Below are 15,611 nucleotides of genomic sequence, written 5' to 3'. Positions count from 1 at the left end.
GGGTGGGCATGCCAACCCCTAGAATTCCTGGCGGGTCACGACAGCTAGACGCTGCGGTGCGCGACATGGGGAGGTCGACGGTGGACGCACAACGGCGTGACTGCGCGATCAGCGTGCTGGGCGGTCCGACGACGGTCGTCGACATCGCGGGCCGCAGGCTCGTGATGGACCCGACGTTCGACCCGCCCGGGGTGCACGCCTACCTAACTAAGACCGCCGGTCCCGCGGTGAGCGCTGACGAGCTGGGCCCGGTGGATGCGGTGTTGATCAGCCACGACCAGCATCCCGACAATCTGGACGACGACGGCCGGCGGATGGCGCTGGCGGCCCCGTTGGTGCTCACCCACCCTGGCGGCGCCGGCCGGCTGGGGCCGCCGGCGGTGGGGGTGGCACCCTGGCAGCGCTACGAGCTGTCCGGATCACTTGCGGCACAAGCTGTTCCGGCGGTGCACGGTCCCGCCGACGGGCAGCGCGATGCGAGCGGCCATGTCAACTGTGAGGTGACCGGGTTCGTGCTGTCCGGGCCCGGCCTGCCCACCGTGTACCTCAGCGGCGACAACGCCTCGATGGCGGCGGTCAAGGACGTGGCAGATCGGGTGGGCGTCATCGACGTCGCGGTGCTGTTCGCGGGGGCGGCCAGCGTGCCGACCAAAGAGCGCGGGCGACCGCTGACTCTGACCGCGGCGCGCGCGGCCGCCGCCGCCGAGATCCTGGGCGCCCGAGTGGTGATACCGGCCCACGTCGACGGCTGGGCGCACTTCAGCGAGGGCGTCGACGAGTTCGCCGCGGCGTTCGATCAGGCCGGGATCAGCGACCGGTTGCGGATCGCTCCCCACGGGGAATGGATCGACTTATAGCCGCCCCTCGACCCGCAGGTCCGGGTGAACCCAATCCGGCGAGCGGCGCTCCTTGAAGGCGCGGAAGCCTTCGCGCGCCTCGGCGTCGCTCAGGCTGCTGGTCATGCCGATGCGGTCGTAGAGGCCCAGATAGCTGTCGATGCTGGACTTGATGACACCGCGGGCGCGGGGCGCGGTTCGGCAGCACTGCGCGAGCAGGTCTTTCGCCGCGTCGAGCAGGCTCTCGTGCGGCACGACGCGGGTGACCAGACCCCAGTCCAGGGCCTCTGCCGCGGTGAGCACCCGTCCGGTGAACATCAGGTCGCGGGTGCGCACCGGACCGATGACCCGGGCGAGCATCTGGCTGTAATAGGTGTCGGCGTAACCGCGGAACAGCTCGGGAACCCGGAAGGTGGCCCGGTCGCTGACCACCGACAGATCGCTGCACAGCGCGATCTGGAACCCGCCGCCCTGGCACAGCCCGTTGACCGCCGACACGATGGGCTTGGCCGAGGTGCGCACCGTGTCGAACGGAGTGACGTCCATGCCCAGCGCGCCGCCGAAGGTGATCCAGTTGTCCGTGGCTCCCCCGCCACCCATGTCGCCACCGGGCGCAAAGACATCGCCGGTCCCGGTGATCAGGAGTCCGGCCAGATCGGGGTCCTCGTTGAGACGGCCGACGGCGTAACGGATTCCGAAGTACATCGCGGGAGTCAGGGCGTTACGCGCCTCGGGACGGTCGATGGTGCACACCGCGATCGACCCCTGGCGCTCCAAGGTGAGATACGGCGTGCCGAGCCAATCCCCCTCGGGCGGGCGGGGGGTGTCGTGCGGGGTCGGGGAAACCTGGGTCACGGGACTCCTCTTCACGTCGGTCGCTACTGAAGCTCTTACAGTAGCGGCGGCGGCAGGCTACACATACCCCAGCGTGGCCGTCCCGGTGGTCGCGGCCGCGTCCGCGAGTAGGTCAGCCAGTTTCACCTGAAGCGTGGCGGTGGCCTCCCCCACCGGCTTCTCGCAGAATCTGCAGGTGGTCTTGAACTGCGGCTGCTCGTCTTCGTCGGGCCAGAACCGGCGCGGCCCCACCATGGCGCCGGGGTCGTATTGGACGGCCTGATGTGGGGCGTCCTTGAGGATCCTGCCCACGGGATGGCCTTGCGGGCATTCGAGTTTCAGCGTCCCGATGCCTTCTTGGTTGCCTACCATCGTCCACCGTCCTTCCTTTGCGCCTAAGGCCGTCAACCGATGCCGTCTTCAATGAGCAGCCGCGGCAGTCCGCGCTGGTGCACAGGGCGTGCACTCGCGCGAGGTCGTCGTGAGCGTCGGCCGCGCGCTCCGCGGCGGTGAGGGTTTCGACCGGCTCCCGATCAATTCGAGGCCGTCGAAGTCGGATTCCGCGGCGACCCCGGCGATCAGATCCTGCTGTATGGCGTTTGAATCCGCGTCGGCCATCGATGGTCACTGTCCTGCTAGAAATGGGATGCGCCCCACTGGGTCGTGCCACCATATCGCGAATACGCTAGGCCGACCGCGAGATGGCCCGGCGATCGACCTTAGTGGGGCGAGGCCGGCTGGGCCGGATCGGAGGCCACCTCGATAGCTAATGCCCCCAACTTGCCGCGATGGTCGCAGGGCGTGTGGTTCCTCATTATCTGCTGCCGCACGTTTAGCCGCGTAGGCTAAGTGTTCCCGAAGGCATCGGGGCAGGATCGAACCCGGATTGGGAATCGCTCTCAGCTGCGCGTCTGCCACACAGCCAGACACACGCACGACTAGGAACGGGGAGTCGATTGCACGCAAGGCACATTGGGTGACCTACTGCGTAGGCGTAATGCTCGACAAGGGAATGATTTTCGCCTCGGACTCCCGTACGAATGCCGGGGTGGATAACTTCGCCAAGTTCTGCAAGATGACGGTATTCGAGCGTCCCGGCAACCGCGTCATCGTTCTGCTGAGTTCGGGAAACCTGGCCGGGACTCAGGCCGTCATCAGCGTACTGACGCAGCGTTGCGCTGACGGCGACGCGGCCACCAATGTCTTCGGTGCCCGGACGATGTTCGATGTCGTGAGGCTGGTCTCCGACGCGACGCGCGATATAGAGAAACGCGATGCCGGGTACCTGGAAGAGAACAACGTCCGTTTCGATGCCTCGTTCATCGTCGGTGGGCAGATCGCCGGCGAGCCGATACGCCTGTTCAGGACCTATGCCGAAGGCAATTTCATCGAAGCGGGGACCGACACGCCCTTCCTTCAGACCGGTGAAACCAAGTACGGAAAGCCGATCCTCGACCGCGTACTCACCGAACACACGGCCCTCGCCGACGCCACGAAGTGTGTCTTGGTGTCCTTCGATTCGACCATGCGCAGCAACTTGTCGGTGGGCATGCCGATCGACCTGATTTGCTACGAACGGGACAGCCTCGAAGTGCAGCGGCGGCGACGATTCGATGAGGGGGATCCCTATTTCACCGCCCTCAGCAACCAATGGGGCGAAGGCGTGCGCCAGGTGTTTCGCCATTTGCCCGATCTAGAGTGGTGACGGGTTGTCACTTTGGATGCCTTCATCGTCACCTGTGAACACGGCGGTAATCGAGTACCCGCGCCCTATCGGCGTCTGTTTCGGGGGCAACGGGCGCTGCTGGATTCCCACCGTGGTTACGATCCCGGGTCGCTGGTCATGGCGAAGGCACTCGCACGTGACCTTGCGGCGCCCCTAGTGGCGTCGACTGTCAGCCGTCTGCTTATCGATCTCAATCGCTCGATCGGCCACCCACAACTCTTTTCGGCGGTGACCCGCGCCGCGCCGGCCCAGACCCGGGCGCAGATCGTCGATCAGCACTACCGGCCGTATCGCATGCAGGTCGAGCGTCTCATCAGGCAAGCAGTAGCGCAGGGGCATCGCGTGATCCACATTTCGTCGCACAGCTTTATCGGGGAGCTAGATGGCAAGGTGCGCAGCACCGATGTCGGCTTGCTCTATCACCCCGGTCGGCGAGGGGAGGCGGACGTATGCGCCCGCTGGAAGGAATCACTCGCGGCATCCGCTCCGGAACTGCGCGTGCGCCGCAATTACCCCTATGCCGGCAAAGGCGACGGGTTGACGTCGCACTTGCGTGCACGCTTCGCACAGAGCCATTACGTCGGAATCGAACTGGAAGTCAATCAGGACATAGTCCTTGCCGCGGGCCGAAGCTGGACGGCGTTGCGGCGCAGACTGATCGATTCGTTAGGCACGACATGTGCGTCCTGAGCGCACCATGATTCACGCCCCGCACCAAGGAGCACACGTGAGTACTATCTCCACCACCTATGTCGGCGGTCACGCGCGTCTTCACCTGCCGGATATCGGACAAAAATAATGCAGATTCACGTCGGCTTCGAAATGATCTACGACTGCCCCCAGCCCACTCCGATGATCTTCAACCTCAATGTCCACTTCACCCGCGTGTCCGATCTCGTCGGCCGTGACGACCTGGTGGTCGACCCGCCAGTCCCGATGGCGGCGTATCGTGACGGCTTCGGCAACTGGTGCACGCGCATTGTTGCCCCCAAAGGCCGCACGCGCGTGTCGGCCGACGCGCTCGTTAACGACACCGGACTCCCCGACGCCATTGTTCCTCAGGCACAACAGATTCCCGTGCAGGACCTGCCCGAGGAGACCCTTGTCTTTCTGCTCGGGAGCCGGTATTGCGAAACCGATCGGCTGTCCGACATAGCGTGGAATCTCTTCGGGGAGACGCCAACGGGATGGGGCCGCGTCCAGGCAATCTGCGACTACGTTCAGCGTCATCTCACGTTCGGCTACGAACACGCGCGCATGACACGGACGGCGCTGGAAACTTATTACGACCGGACCGGCGTCTGCCGCGATTTCACGCATCTCGCCGTTGCCTTCTGCCGCTGCATGAACATCCCCGCTCGCTACTGCACCGGATACCTCGGCGACATCGGTGTGCCCCCAGTGGACGATCCGATGGACTTCTCCGCCTGGTTCGAGGTCTTCCTCGGCGGGCAATGGCATACCTTCGATGCGCGCCACAACGCCCCGCGCATCGGCAGAGTGTTGATCGCGCGTGGCCGCGACGCCGCCGACGTCGCGCTCAGCAACACGTTCGGGCCCGCCACTTTGACAAGCTTCAGGGTATGGACCGATGAGGTACCGGCCGGTTGAGTCACGCGGCCGAGCCGTCGACTACATGAGGCCTGCCAGGTCGCGGACGCTGTTGCCGAACGCGTCTGTCAAACCGCCAGCATGTGGCATGAGGAACCCCCGAATCGTTGGCTGGTCGATCACCTTAAGGCCGCATGCCGCGCAGTCGTCGACAGCGACGGGCTATCGCACGGCTCCGCCTTCAGAGTCCCAACGTTCTTGGGCGGCAGCTCTCTCTGTGTGCAATTTCCTATCTAGCAGGCTGATCATGAGCAGGCCATCGACGGTCGAGTCGTCGTCCGGTGCCGCCGCGGCCATCAAGGTGGCATGTGCGCGGTCTGGCTCGGTATGGGGCGGGACCACCAGCAGAACGATCCTGTTGCGGTTGAGTCCGAGTACTTCGATTGTGTTCGGCGGCTGGAGCCGGTACCCGTCGAGTCGTACCGCGTGGCCGCCGGTGGCGAATTCAGCGGGTGCTGTCGCCCAGTCGTTGAGCTTGTACAGCACGCGGTCGATGGGCCCGAGCCGCACCGAGAGCACCGCGAGGAGATCGGGAAGCTCTGTGGTCAGGTCATCACTGTGCGGCCACCATGCCCCATCGACATACCCGGTGTGTGGCGCCTTGGGCTTTAGCCGCAACCGCGGCGTGTGTTCGGGGGGTGTGGGGTGCCGGCCCACATCGGTTCGGTCCTGTCGTGGCGCCATGGTGGCACTCCTCTCTTGACCACGGTTCGTGCCGGCCTCGGTTGTGCGTGCGATCTTCTTAGCCCGCTCATCGGGATTCCATCACTTTCGGTGATCACAGACCCCAAAAGGCGAGCTGCGATCTGCTGCTATACCTCCAGTAAAAGCCGTCCATGACCAACTTCCAATGGCGACAACGGACCGCATACCCAGCCAGCTCTTGTTCGGCTCAGTGAGACATCGGTCGCAACCTGGATCGGACGTCGTCGGATCCCTTGGGCGGACACTCGTCCGACAAGTGGCTCGAGAAAGTGGAATGCTGAGTGCCAGGCAAAGAATTGAGGTCGACATGCCAGCCGCCGTGGTGGACACCGAACTCATTGAGGACGTGGTGCGATCAGCATGCCGCGCGCCGTCACTGCACAACAGCCAACCCTGGCTGTGGGTGGCCGGCGGCGGTCGTCTGGAGCTCTTTCTTGACGCAAGCCGGGCGATGGTTTCCGACCGGTCCGGCCGGGAGGCGGTGATCAGCTGTGGCGCTGCGCTCGACCACCTTCGAGTGGCCCTCGCCGCAGCGGGCCGGCAAGCCGGAATCTCCCGGTTCCCCGATCCGAAGGATCCGAACCACCTGGCGTCCGTCGACTTCACCCCGGTGGGCAGCGTCACCGACGCTGACCGGCGTCGCGCCAGCGCGATCTGGGCACGCCGGACCGACCGATTGCCATTCATCGCGCCGATGAACTTCGAAGCGTTGGAGCAGGCGCTGCGCGACGCCATCGACAACGATGCCGTGCATCTGGACGTGATGGCCGACGACGTGCGCGACAGGCTGGCGCGGGCATCGTGGCTTGCCGAATCGCTGCGCCTCTACGACAACACCTACCAGAATGAACTGCACTGGTGGACAACGCCTTTCGAGGGGGCAGAGGGCGTTCCGTACAGCTCCCTGCTGTCGGCGGCCGAAAGCGAGCGCGTCGACATCGGGCGGACGTTCCCGATGACGCATAACCGTGAACGGCGCACCCAAGTCCCTGAAGACGAGTCCACAATTCTGATGCTGTCCACCGACGACGACACTCGCCTTGGCGCGTTATTGTCCGGCGAAGCGCTCTCGGCGGTGTTACTGGAATGCACGATGGCGAACTTGGCCACATGTCCGGTAACTCACGTCACCGAGCTCAAAGTCACGCGCGAGATGATCGCGGACCTCCTGGAAGAGGGTAGGCGGCCGCAGGTCCTGGTCCGTGTGGGTGTGGCGCCCGCGCTGGCCGAACCACCGAGACCTACGCCGCGTCGACCGCTCAGCGAAGTTTTGCGGGTGGAGGGTTAAGCACAGTCCCCCGCTACGCCGGAGCGCCCCCGCTCTGCCTGCATCTTTACTTGTGGTCCCGGCTGGGATCGAATCACTCGCAAGTCCCTAAAGCCGCCCGCGGAAACTTGCTTGCGAGGGTCGGTTCGCTCGTGATCGCCACCGCTCCTGCTGTGCATGAGAACTGTCACCAAGACGGCCGCACCGCACCGAGCCGCCGCCCGGTGACGGTCTGCGGCACAATCTGAAGCCAGACATTGTGGATGCCGACTACCCACGGCTTCGGGAAGTCGCCGTCCATCGCTCGCAGCAGCGCGGGAACCCGTTCCAGGTCGACCTCGGCGCCGACTCCTCGCACCAGGACGCTCCATGCGGACTCCTGGTCCTCTTCGACGTGGTCGACCTCGAAGGCCACCATCGGTTGCTGCATCGCCGCTTGTTTCGCGCCACCCTCGACGCGGAAGACGATGTTGTGTCCGGCCATTGCGTAGTTGACCGGCACGGCGAGCGGTCCGAGGTCATCTTGGTACACGAGTCGCCCGACGTGTGCGGCAGCGAGCAGCCGGAAGCATTCGTCGGGCGAGAGGTCTTCGAGCTCGCGTTGCGTCACGATGCGATTCTCGTCGGCGCGCACCGAGCGCCGCCACGGCCGAAGGTCCCATCTCTGCACGTACGCAACGGCCGCTTGAAGTGGTGACATTGGACCGCCGGCATGGGTTGAGTACGACCATCTGTGCCCGCTCGACCGCATGGCCGGCACGTCCTGGGGACTACGACCACGGCGCGCCGACTCGAATTGCTAAGGCATTTGGCACGCAGTTGGCACGGGCTCGCAGAATCGGCCAAGGGCGGGTTCTGACCTGCGCCAACGCTTGTGGTCCCGGCTGGGATCGAACCAGCGACCTTCCGCGTGTGAAGCGGACGCTCTCCCACTGAGCCACGGGACCGGCGCCGAGAGGCGAACGACGTCGAAGATTAGCACGAGCCTCGTCTCGACAGTACCGGCCGCCTGCGCGTGATCGATACGCCGCGATAGCCTTGACGCGGTCCGTACCAAGAAATTTGTATGTGCCCGCTCACGTGGACTATCGTCGTGCTTCGCACCGGACGACGATCTCGCCCGTGGCGCGCGGATGTAGCGCAGTTGGTAGCGCATCACCTTGCCAAGGTGAGGGTCGCGGGTTCGAATCCCGTCATCCGCTCGAAGGTGCAAGTGGCATCAATCCCAGCGGTGGAGTGGCCGAGTGGTGAGGCAACGGCCTGCAAAGCCGTGCACACGGGTTCGATTCCCGTCTCCACCTCCAGCTTTTGACCCCGGCGCGATTAGCTCAGCGGGAGAGCGCTTCCCTGACACGGAAGAGGTCACTGGTTCAATCCCAGTATCGCGCACCAGAGTTTTTGCACGTCAGAGGCGGTTTTTAAACCGAATCCCGGACAGCGTGAACTCGGCGTGAACTCCCCAGTTCCTCGGGCAGCAACCCGAAAGGAACACCCATGACCCCCGACAACACCGCGACCACCTGGCGCGACCTCGCCGACCAGCTCACACCCGAACAGCGGGCCACCCTCGAACACTTCGAGCAAGACGAGCACATGCCAGCCGAGATACTGCTTGACTTCGCCCGCGACCACATCGATGCGCGGCTCACCGACATCGCCTACGCCGATGTACCGATCCCAGCCGGCGCCAAAGTGGGCAACTGGGAACAGAACACGGCCGGCGGCTGGTCCCGCTCCCTGCTGTGGCTGAGTACGGCGAGCCCGAAATGGCCATCGACATCGACGGCCGCCAAGAACACGACGGCAGCTACACCCGCCTCATCTCGATCTATCTGGCGCACGACGGCGCCAGCCTCACCAGCACCGGCGCCCGGAGGCTGGCCGCCCTGCTCGTTGAGGCGGCCGACGAATTCGACCGGCTCAACCAGGAATAGCCGCGACCCGACGTAGCATCGACAGTGATGTCCTATTTCCACCAATACACCGGCACGGACTGCCCGCATTGCGGGCAGCCGGAGTATTACCAGGTCTTGGAGAAGAACCTGGGCGGTACCGTGCAGGAGATCAGTCGCCGTGGGCCTAGCTGCTGGATTGCACAGTGCAAGGAGAACCGGCCGGACGCAGGCTAGTCAGCCTGACTTCGGGAGGTTCCGATGAGAATGCTTCGCCGCATGGCGGTCATGGCGTTCGCCATTGCGGCGCCGCTCGTGTCGTTCTCGATCGGGGCAATCGCCACGCCCGCAGTGAGTTTCGCAGACTGCGACGCCGGCTCATGGTGGGATCCGGTGAACAATGTGTGCCAGCCAACAGTCGTACCCTGCGACAACGGTTGGTGGTGGGACCCGTACGTCAACATATGCCGACCGCCGATGGTAGGACCGCCCTTCGCGTGCGGCAACGGTTGGTGGTGGGACCCGGTCGTCAGGAGATGCCGACCGCCGCAATAAGGCGCGGACCCGCGGCGCAGGCCTGCGGCCGCGGAACCGCGCCGCCACCTTTGCGCGTTGAACGGCACATCACCGTGCGCCCTTCACGATCCTCTGATGTTCTCGGATGACGAACCCGCCTGATGTCTGCTCGACGTTGACAGTGCGTCCGCATCTCGGGCAATTCAGCTGCTGTGGCGCGGGATCGCCCACCGACAGCCCACTTCCACTGCATTTGTATGGCTTTGCTCTGGTCACTCCATTGCTGGGCATCCTGTCCTCCACGTGTGGGTCTACAGCTCTCCGACAGCTCTCTGCGGCTCCGTAACTGGCTCTGAAACCGGCTTTGACCTGCCGACTTTTTTGTCTATCATACTTGACTAGAAGTAGTCAAGCATCCTAGACTAGGATCGTGGTCAGTGAAGAACCAACTCGGTCCATCATCAAACGACTCAAACACGCCAGCTTCACGCCGACCGACGCTAAGGGCAGTCACACCAAGTGGACCCACCGCAGCGGAGTCAGCGTGACCATCCCGGACGGGCACCGCGTTATTTCGCCGGGGGTCGTCCGCCAGGTGAACAACGCCATCGAGCAGAGCCAAAGGAACCAATGATGCACCACCACTTCAAAATCGAAATCACACGAGAGGGCCGCTGGTGGATGGTCGCCATCCCTGAAATCGACGGCCTCACCCAAGCACGCCGCCTCGCCGAAGCCGAAACCATGGCCCGCGAATACATTTCACTCGATCGCGGTATCCCCTATGACCAAGTCAAGGTCGAAACCGCCAGCGTCCGCATGGAACAACCCGAGTTCCGCGAGTTACTCGCGGCCGCCCGCGATATCCGCAATCGCCGCGCCCACGCCCAGGAGCTCGAACGTCAAGTCACCCGTGACGCCCAAGAATTCACGCACTGGCTCGTCACCTACGGCGTTCCCGTCCGCGATATTGCCGAACTCCTCGACATCTCACCCCAACGCGTCAGTCAACTCGCCAACGCCTGACGCCTTGCTGCTCGAATGAGGAACGAGAGCCGATCACGCCACAAGATGCTCGACCACCTCGAGCACGAAGTCGCCCAGTTCTACGGAGCACTCGCCGAATTCACAGAACGCGATAGACCCGACATCCTCAACCTGCCCCGCGATCACCCAGAACGGATCCGGCGCAACACAGCATTCGAGGCATTCCTGCTGCACGCCCGACTGCTCGACGACTTCCTAGGCAGCAAACCAGCAGAGGGCTCTGACGACTTCTGGGCCGGCCATCTCATCGAGACCTGGACGGCCGCCAGGCCCCTGGCCACGCTGCCAGACATCGATGGCCTGTCCGTGAGGGTTCGCATCAATAAGCAGCTGGCCCACCTGACGACCAAGCGCCTAACCCATAAGAAATTCCCTATACGAGCGATGGCCCAGGCGATCACCAATAGCCTGATCGAATTCGTCAACCAGGCCTATCCGGTGCTCGGGGAGAACATCTGGCAGATCAACGTATGGCTGTACTCCACGTGGACGACTACAGAGCCGCCCATCCAATCCGGCAGCTGAGAGCCTGGCTCTCGCGAACATGTGATCCGAGCGGCGACGGCAGAATCTTGAAACGTGGGTCAACGCGAAAACGACACTGGCCGCCGACGCGCAGGCCCGCCTGGGGGCCGGTTTTTTCCCAGCCACCAGTCGCGACCGCTAGCGGTCAGGAGCCTCGCAGTTTGTACGGACTCTGGGACTGTTGCACGAGTCTGGCGGGGCCCGGTCTTGAGCTTTTACCGTACAAATCGCCATGAGCGGCACGCTTGAGGGTGCTGCTCAGGGGACTTTCGACACTAGCCGTGGTCAAGATTCGCACATTTGACTTGCCGAAACGCAATGGCGCTCCTTACTCGACGGCAGGTGCAGAAATGACAACCGCCCATGTCCACGCAGCCAGTCGACTGTTACCACCCTTAGCTGCCTGCGTTGCACTGACCGTCGCGCTGCTGGGCCCTCCGGGAGCGGCAACTTCGACCGCTCATGCCGACCCTGCCGATGCCGATGCCAAGTTCCTGACCGCGCTGACTTCTCAAGGCATCACGTTCGCATCACCGCAAGTCATGATCGCCGCCGCCCATCTAGTCTGCGCAGAACTTGATCAGGGCGAGACGCCGGTCCAGGTCCTCCAGGACGTGATGAATAACCAGGACGTGCTAACCAACAGCAACCTGGACGAGTTCCATACCGGATTCTTTGTCGGCGCCAGCATAGGGGCGTACTGCCCGAAGTATCTCGGGCAGATCCCAGCTCCGAGCCATTTTGACCGCGCCACCGATGAGTGGTCGTTTACACCCGTTTCGGCATGAATCTTAGCGTATCGCAACGATTTTCGCCCGATCCAACGATGCGTGAAACGTTTGCGGCCGAGCCGATTTCGCTTTTTTGTGGAAAATTGTGGTAGGTAGATCAGCCCTGACCGACAGGTCAGGAAACGTCCTACAAAAAAACTCGAATCCGATTGTGTTACAACACTTTTCGAGCCGCGTATTGGTGTGATGCAAGCATGGTCATGTGGTGCCCGTTGTGTGTCGAAGAGGCCCGTGACCACGTGAACTATCTCTTCGACGACTTACCAGTGCCGCCGTGCCAGGAACCCGATCCTTGCTTGTTTTCGGAGTGGCTGTACGTCCCGTCATTGTCGGGGAGGCTGCTTCGTGTGTGATCAGGCGATGGCACGCAGTTACCGTCGACGTTGATGTAGCCGCCGCACGATGGCAACGGGCTCATCGGCGAGAGCGGGGCGAAGGCTAAAAGAGCCGCGGTCATCGCGGCCGGGGCAGCGATGATCTTGGTGAGACGAGACATGACTTAACTCCGTTGATTTGACGCGGATATGTTCCCCCGATGCCCGAGGCCACGAATGTATCCGCGCCGGGTCGGCCGTGTGGGCGAATTTCACAAATCCGGCTGTAGGTGCACGCGGAAGCGTTTACGCTCCCATCGACGAATCGGGCAACGTCACGAAGCGGGCTTAGGAACCTGATCGACGCAAGATTGGTGGGGGAACATGCTTCGACTGACCGCACTACTAGTCGTCGCGGTCGGCGGCGCCTTAATGGGCGCGGCGCCAGCCCACGCTGACGGCGACAGCTATATCCGATACCTCAACGACCAGGGAACATTCGTGCCGGGAATTAATGACGCCGTCAGGATCAGTCGTGGAGTCCAAGTGTGCACCCAACTGCACAATGGCATGACGCCGCAACAGATCATAGACGCGAACCCGATCGTGTATTTCGACCTGCGCGGAGTGATCGACGCTGCCCAGCACGAGCTATGCCCGGACACGCTGCACTGACGCCGGCAACCGGGCACTCCGATGCTGCCGCCGAGGCATTGGCGTCGCGCAACAACGCGAGCCTGACACCAGGGAAGGCGGAGACGATGGTGGTGTCGGCGGTGCAGGTTTACTGTCCGCGGCAGGGAGGGTGACCGTCAATGAATGCTGTCAGTGGCTTTGTGGCGCCGCTCTACCGATTGTGGAGTTGCGGTAGGGGATCGTGGTGCGAATACGAACTTACGACGGAGCCTGAACACCTACCCGCGATCCGCAGTCTGTGTTCGGAGGACTGGTCGAACGGCAGCCAGACCATCCCCCTGGACGTTGAACTCATTCCGGAACCGCAAGGCCCGCGCGGGGAATGGGCTATATCGGTGCGGAAGGCCGGTCGAACGCTGGGATATCTCCACGCCGCAGATGAGGCGGACTGGGCCCCAGTGGTTCGGCGCGTCATAGCGTCTGGGTTGGTTCCAATAACGTTGGGCCAGATATGGGCGCAGAACTACGAAAGCTGGGACTCAGCAGACAATTTCACCGCGATCGTGCGTATCCGCCTCGGGAAGCCCAATGAGGCGCTTCCGCTCAACGATCCCCCAACGGTGCCTTACACGCTACTGCCGAAGTCATCGATCGTTCAGGTCACCAAGGAAGACCAATACTCAGATGCTCTGCTGAAGTTTGTGCCGCCAGCTGGTTATGGGGTCTTCTGCGTCACGCTGCACGAGCACCTTCCCGCCGAGGTCCGCAAGAAGCCATACGTCGAGGTTCGCATCGACGATGAATGCATCGGGGAACTCACCCCGGCGATGAGTCAACGATTTCTACCAATGATCAGGCACCTACAGGACCGCGGCTTATTGACAGCCTGCTGGGGTGACATCACCGGCTCGGCGGTTGCCGCCGAAGTCCGCGTCGACGGCGTAAAGGCTAACGAAGCCACCGATGAGGTGCTCAATGGCGACCCGGTGCAAATCTTGTATCTCATTGCCGGGCAGGGGGATCCGAGGCAATACAACCTTCGGGTGCTGGCGTCGCTGCTCACACCGATACCGCCGATGCCCGCCGTTTTGCCGCGGATCGTCGATGAACCCCCTGATGGCTCGGTCGTGCGGTTCAGCAAGTCCCGAGGGAACTACAACTACGCAGCTGTACGGCGCGGTCAGCGTTGGGAGACAACGGCAACCGGCGACTGGGGATCTATCAACCAGATGATGTCGTGGCAAGAATTAGATGTTCGGGTCCGCAGATTCGAGATAGTCCGAGCGTGGCTTCCGGTCGATCAACGCGGCAATGCGCAAACGCGCGAGCAATTTACGGTCATTCGCTTCACAATCAACGGGCAGTACGTGGTTGCGATCAACGTCGCCGATGACCGGGGCGGCGACGGTCTTTGGTATACGTCCATCAGCGATGCGGCCGAGCAACTTCTGCCTTTGGGCGACCCGGCGGCCTGGCCGGAGATCACGCGTCACGGGCAGTACATCCAGGTCGCCGCCGAATGGCAACCGCTGTGAGCCGGACCTGCCACGCGGGACTCACGCGTGCACCCGTCGCAAATTCGACATTGCTCGTTCCGACTCAATCCGGCGTTCCACGGCTTACTCTCGCGAGCATGACGCGAAACCTGCCGGGCCTGGGCCTGGGCCCGGACCAAGGGTTCCGGCGGGAGCCCGCGTGACGCTGATTAACGTCGACGGCTGCGGAGGTCGGTGAGTATGGGGGCACCGGGAGACGACCAAGAGAATACGGACTTCATCCACCAACCGGGCGGGACGCCGTGGGGACCGCCACCGGGCGTCGGGCCACTAGCGGACTACCCGCCGCCGGCGGCGCCGCTCAGCGCGGCACCCTTCTACCTCCCGAATGTGATCGCGGCGATCGTTGCGAGCATGGGGATAGTTGTTGGCAGCATCGGCACAGGTCGTGTCCTGAAACCGGTGTAAATGGGGCCGGGCGTAGGTTCTGCTTCGAGACCTACCAAGTCATCGAAGAAAGGACCTACGCCCGTGCCTGCACGAGTATTGCCGATTGACCGTGTCCGCGCCAAGATCGACGAGCTGTTCGCCTCCGATCGTGAGTTGCCCGAGATCCTGGAAGAGGTGGCCCGCCTTGGCGCACAGTTGCTGATGCAAGCCGCGTTGGAGGCCGAAGTGACCGAGTTCCTCGGCCGTGACCGCTACCAGCGCACCGCAGCGACACCGGATGCGCAGTCCGGGTCGCGTAACGGCTATCGGCCGGTCACGGTCAAGACCACGGCCGGCCCGGTCACCTTGGAGCGTCCCAAGCTGCGCGGCACGACCGCTGCGTTCGCCTCCCGACTGTTCGGCAAGAACGTCACCAAGACCAACGCGCTCGAGTCGCTGGTGATCGCCTCATTCGTGCGTGGACTGTCGGTACGCGACGTCGAGGCCACCCTGGCTGATGCACTCGGTGATCAGGCCGCGATCTCGAAATCGACTGTGTCGCAAGTATGTCAAGCCATCAAGACCGAATACGACAGCTGGGCGGCTCGACGCCTCGATGACGTCATGCTGGACTACCTGTTCCTGGATGCCTCGTTCTTCCGGATGCATCCGGGCTCGCCGGCCGAGCCGGTCCTGGCCGCCTGGGGGATCACCACCGATGGCAAGCCCGTCTTCGTGGGCCTGGCCCCCGGCACCGGGGAGTCGACCGACGCCTGGGCTGATTTCCTGACCGATCTGCGCGACCGGGGCTTGAGGTGTCCGCTGCTGATCGTCTCCGATGGCGCTCGCGGCCTGATCGCCGCCATCGAGCAGGTCTTCCCGCAAGCCCTGCGGCAACGCTGCCTCATCCATTATGCCGATGTCCGGATTATGCCGATGTGGGTGGCGGATCCCTTGCAGGGCAACCTGTTTGTGGCAAAGAGGTC

Annotated in this window: 18 protein-coding genes and 4 tRNA genes; 16 read left to right on the top strand and 6 right to left on the bottom strand. The window is 63.3% G+C overall.

Annotated elements, in window-relative coordinates:
- Nucleotides 1-80 precede the first annotated feature (80 nt).
- A complete protein-coding gene (locus AWC17_RS16980) occupies nucleotides 81-857 on the top strand; it encodes an MBL fold metallo-hydrolase (protein ID WP_046183554.1) in 777 nt (258 codons plus the stop codon).
- Here the strand turns inward: AWC17_RS16980 and AWC17_RS16975 are convergent.
- Entirely contained in the window at nucleotides 852-1,691 is an 840-nt protein-coding gene (locus AWC17_RS16975; protein ID WP_046183553.1) for an enoyl-CoA hydratase/isomerase family protein, read from the bottom strand. The two genes, AWC17_RS16980 and AWC17_RS16975, sit on opposite strands and share 6 nt — an antisense overlap.
- A gap of 57 nt (nucleotides 1,692-1,748) precedes the next feature.
- Nucleotides 1,749-2,042 carry a hypothetical protein gene (locus tag AWC17_RS16970; protein WP_046183552.1) on the bottom strand — a complete coding sequence of 98 codons (294 nt, stop codon included), beginning with the start codon at nucleotides 2,040-2,042 and terminating at the stop codon, nucleotides 1,749-1,751.
- A gap of 625 nt (nucleotides 2,043-2,667) precedes the next feature.
- On the opposite strand from AWC17_RS16970, the gene AWC17_RS16965 reads away from it, so the two are divergent.
- From AWC17_RS16965 to AWC17_RS16955, 3 genes are all read left to right on the top strand, one after another.
- The gene (locus tag AWC17_RS16965) at nucleotides 2,668-3,375 is read left to right on the top strand and encodes a proteasome-type protease (RefSeq protein WP_082122980.1); all 708 of its coding nucleotides are present in this window, start codon (nucleotides 2,668-2,670) and stop codon (nucleotides 3,373-3,375) included.
- 12 nt (nucleotides 3,376-3,387) lie between these two features.
- Nucleotides 3,388-4,086: an N-formylglutamate amidohydrolase gene (locus AWC17_RS16960; protein WP_046183550.1), complete on the top strand. Its 699-nt coding sequence runs from the start codon at nucleotides 3,388-3,390 to the stop codon at nucleotides 4,084-4,086.
- 108 nt (nucleotides 4,087-4,194) lie between these two features.
- A complete protein-coding gene (locus tag AWC17_RS16955; RefSeq protein ID WP_046183549.1) occupies nucleotides 4,195-5,007 on the top strand; it encodes a transglutaminase-like domain-containing protein in 813 nt (270 codons plus the stop codon).
- A gap of 162 nt (nucleotides 5,008-5,169) precedes the next feature.
- Here AWC17_RS16955 and AWC17_RS16950 read toward each other — a convergent pair whose 3' ends face one another.
- Nucleotides 5,170-5,691: a DUF5994 family protein gene (locus AWC17_RS16950; protein WP_046183548.1), complete on the bottom strand. Its 522-nt coding sequence runs from the start codon at nucleotides 5,689-5,691 to the stop codon at nucleotides 5,170-5,172.
- Between the two features lie 328 nt (nucleotides 5,692-6,019).
- Here AWC17_RS16950 and AWC17_RS16945 point away from each other — a divergent pair, with 328 nt between their 5' ends.
- Nucleotides 6,020-7,000 carry an Acg family FMN-binding oxidoreductase gene (locus AWC17_RS16945; protein WP_046183547.1) on the top strand — a complete coding sequence of 327 codons (981 nt, stop codon included), beginning with the start codon at nucleotides 6,020-6,022 and terminating at the stop codon, nucleotides 6,998-7,000.
- 166 nt (nucleotides 7,001-7,166) lie between these two features.
- Here AWC17_RS16945 and AWC17_RS16940 read toward each other — a convergent pair whose 3' ends face one another.
- Together AWC17_RS16940 and AWC17_RS16935 are read right to left on the bottom strand one after the other, a co-directional pair.
- Nucleotides 7,167-7,589: a pyridoxamine 5'-phosphate oxidase family protein gene (locus AWC17_RS16940; protein ID WP_231588546.1), complete on the bottom strand. Its 423-nt coding sequence runs from the start codon at nucleotides 7,587-7,589 to the stop codon at nucleotides 7,167-7,169.
- Nucleotides 7,590-7,854: 265 nt separating this feature from the next.
- Nucleotides 7,855-7,926: transfer RNA gene (locus tag AWC17_RS16935), tRNA-Val, on the bottom strand.
- A 182-nt stretch (nucleotides 7,927-8,108) separates the two neighbouring features.
- Here AWC17_RS16935 and AWC17_RS16930 point away from each other — a divergent pair.
- The 8 genes from AWC17_RS16930 to AWC17_RS16890 all read left to right on the top strand — a co-directional run bounded on the left by AWC17_RS16930 (nucleotide 8,109) and on the right by AWC17_RS16890 (nucleotide 11,747).
- Nucleotides 8,109-8,181: transfer RNA gene (locus tag AWC17_RS16930), tRNA-Gly, on the top strand.
- Nucleotides 8,182-8,209: 28 nt separating this feature from the next.
- Nucleotides 8,210-8,283: transfer RNA gene (locus AWC17_RS16925), tRNA-Cys, on the top strand.
- 13 nt (nucleotides 8,284-8,296) lie between these two features.
- A tRNA-Val gene (locus AWC17_RS16920) sits at nucleotides 8,297-8,371 on the top strand.
- A gap of 350 nt (nucleotides 8,372-8,721) precedes the next feature.
- Entirely contained in the window at nucleotides 8,722-8,913 is a 192-nt protein-coding gene (locus AWC17_RS16915; protein ID WP_046183545.1) for a hypothetical protein, read from the top strand.
- A gap of 904 nt (nucleotides 8,914-9,817) precedes the next feature.
- On the top strand, nucleotides 9,818-10,021 hold the full coding sequence (locus AWC17_RS16905) for a type II toxin-antitoxin system HicA family toxin (RefSeq protein WP_046183543.1): 204 nt from the start codon (nucleotides 9,818-9,820) through the stop codon (nucleotides 10,019-10,021).
- Entirely contained in the window at nucleotides 10,021-10,413 is a 393-nt protein-coding gene (locus AWC17_RS16900) for a hypothetical protein (protein ID WP_046183559.1), read from the top strand. Before AWC17_RS16905 ends, AWC17_RS16900 begins: the two co-directional genes overlap by 1 nt.
- Nucleotides 10,414-10,428: 15 nt before the next feature.
- Entirely contained in the window at nucleotides 10,429-10,959 is a 531-nt protein-coding gene (locus tag AWC17_RS16895) for a hypothetical protein (protein WP_046183542.1), read from the top strand.
- A 251-nt stretch (nucleotides 10,960-11,210) separates the two neighbouring features.
- A complete protein-coding gene (locus tag AWC17_RS16890; RefSeq protein ID WP_231588549.1) occupies nucleotides 11,211-11,747 on the top strand; it encodes a DUF732 domain-containing protein in 537 nt (178 codons plus the stop codon).
- A gap of 247 nt (nucleotides 11,748-11,994) precedes the next feature.
- Here AWC17_RS16890 and AWC17_RS34195 read toward each other — a convergent pair whose 3' ends face one another.
- Nucleotides 11,995-12,207 carry a DUF3761 domain-containing protein gene (locus AWC17_RS34195; RefSeq protein WP_482805289.1) on the bottom strand — a complete coding sequence of 71 codons (213 nt, stop codon included), beginning with the start codon at nucleotides 12,205-12,207 and terminating at the stop codon, nucleotides 11,995-11,997.
- A 241-nt stretch (nucleotides 12,208-12,448) separates the two neighbouring features.
- Here AWC17_RS34195 and AWC17_RS16880 point away from each other — a divergent pair, with 241 nt between their 5' ends.
- The 3 genes from AWC17_RS16880 to AWC17_RS16870 all read left to right on the top strand — a co-directional run.
- Nucleotides 12,449-12,739, top strand: coding sequence for a DUF732 domain-containing protein (locus AWC17_RS16880; protein WP_046183541.1), 291 nt, complete (start codon nucleotides 12,449-12,451; stop codon nucleotides 12,737-12,739).
- A 461-nt stretch (nucleotides 12,740-13,200) separates the two neighbouring features.
- The gene (locus AWC17_RS16875) at nucleotides 13,201-14,235 is read left to right on the top strand and encodes a hypothetical protein (protein ID WP_046183540.1); all 1,035 of its coding nucleotides are present in this window, start codon (nucleotides 13,201-13,203) and stop codon (nucleotides 14,233-14,235) included.
- Between the two features lie 492 nt (nucleotides 14,236-14,727).
- Nucleotides 14,728-15,611 (top strand): IS256 family transposase (locus AWC17_RS16870; protein WP_208618375.1); only part of this gene is annotated, 884 nt, incomplete at its 3' end.

This window comes from Mycobacterium nebraskense, assembly GCF_002102255.1.
Taxonomy (GTDB): domain Bacteria; phylum Actinomycetota; class Actinomycetes; order Mycobacteriales; family Mycobacteriaceae; genus Mycobacterium; species Mycobacterium nebraskense.
Note: the sequence above shows the minus strand (reverse complement) of the source record. Positions and strands in the feature narration are given on the sequence as shown.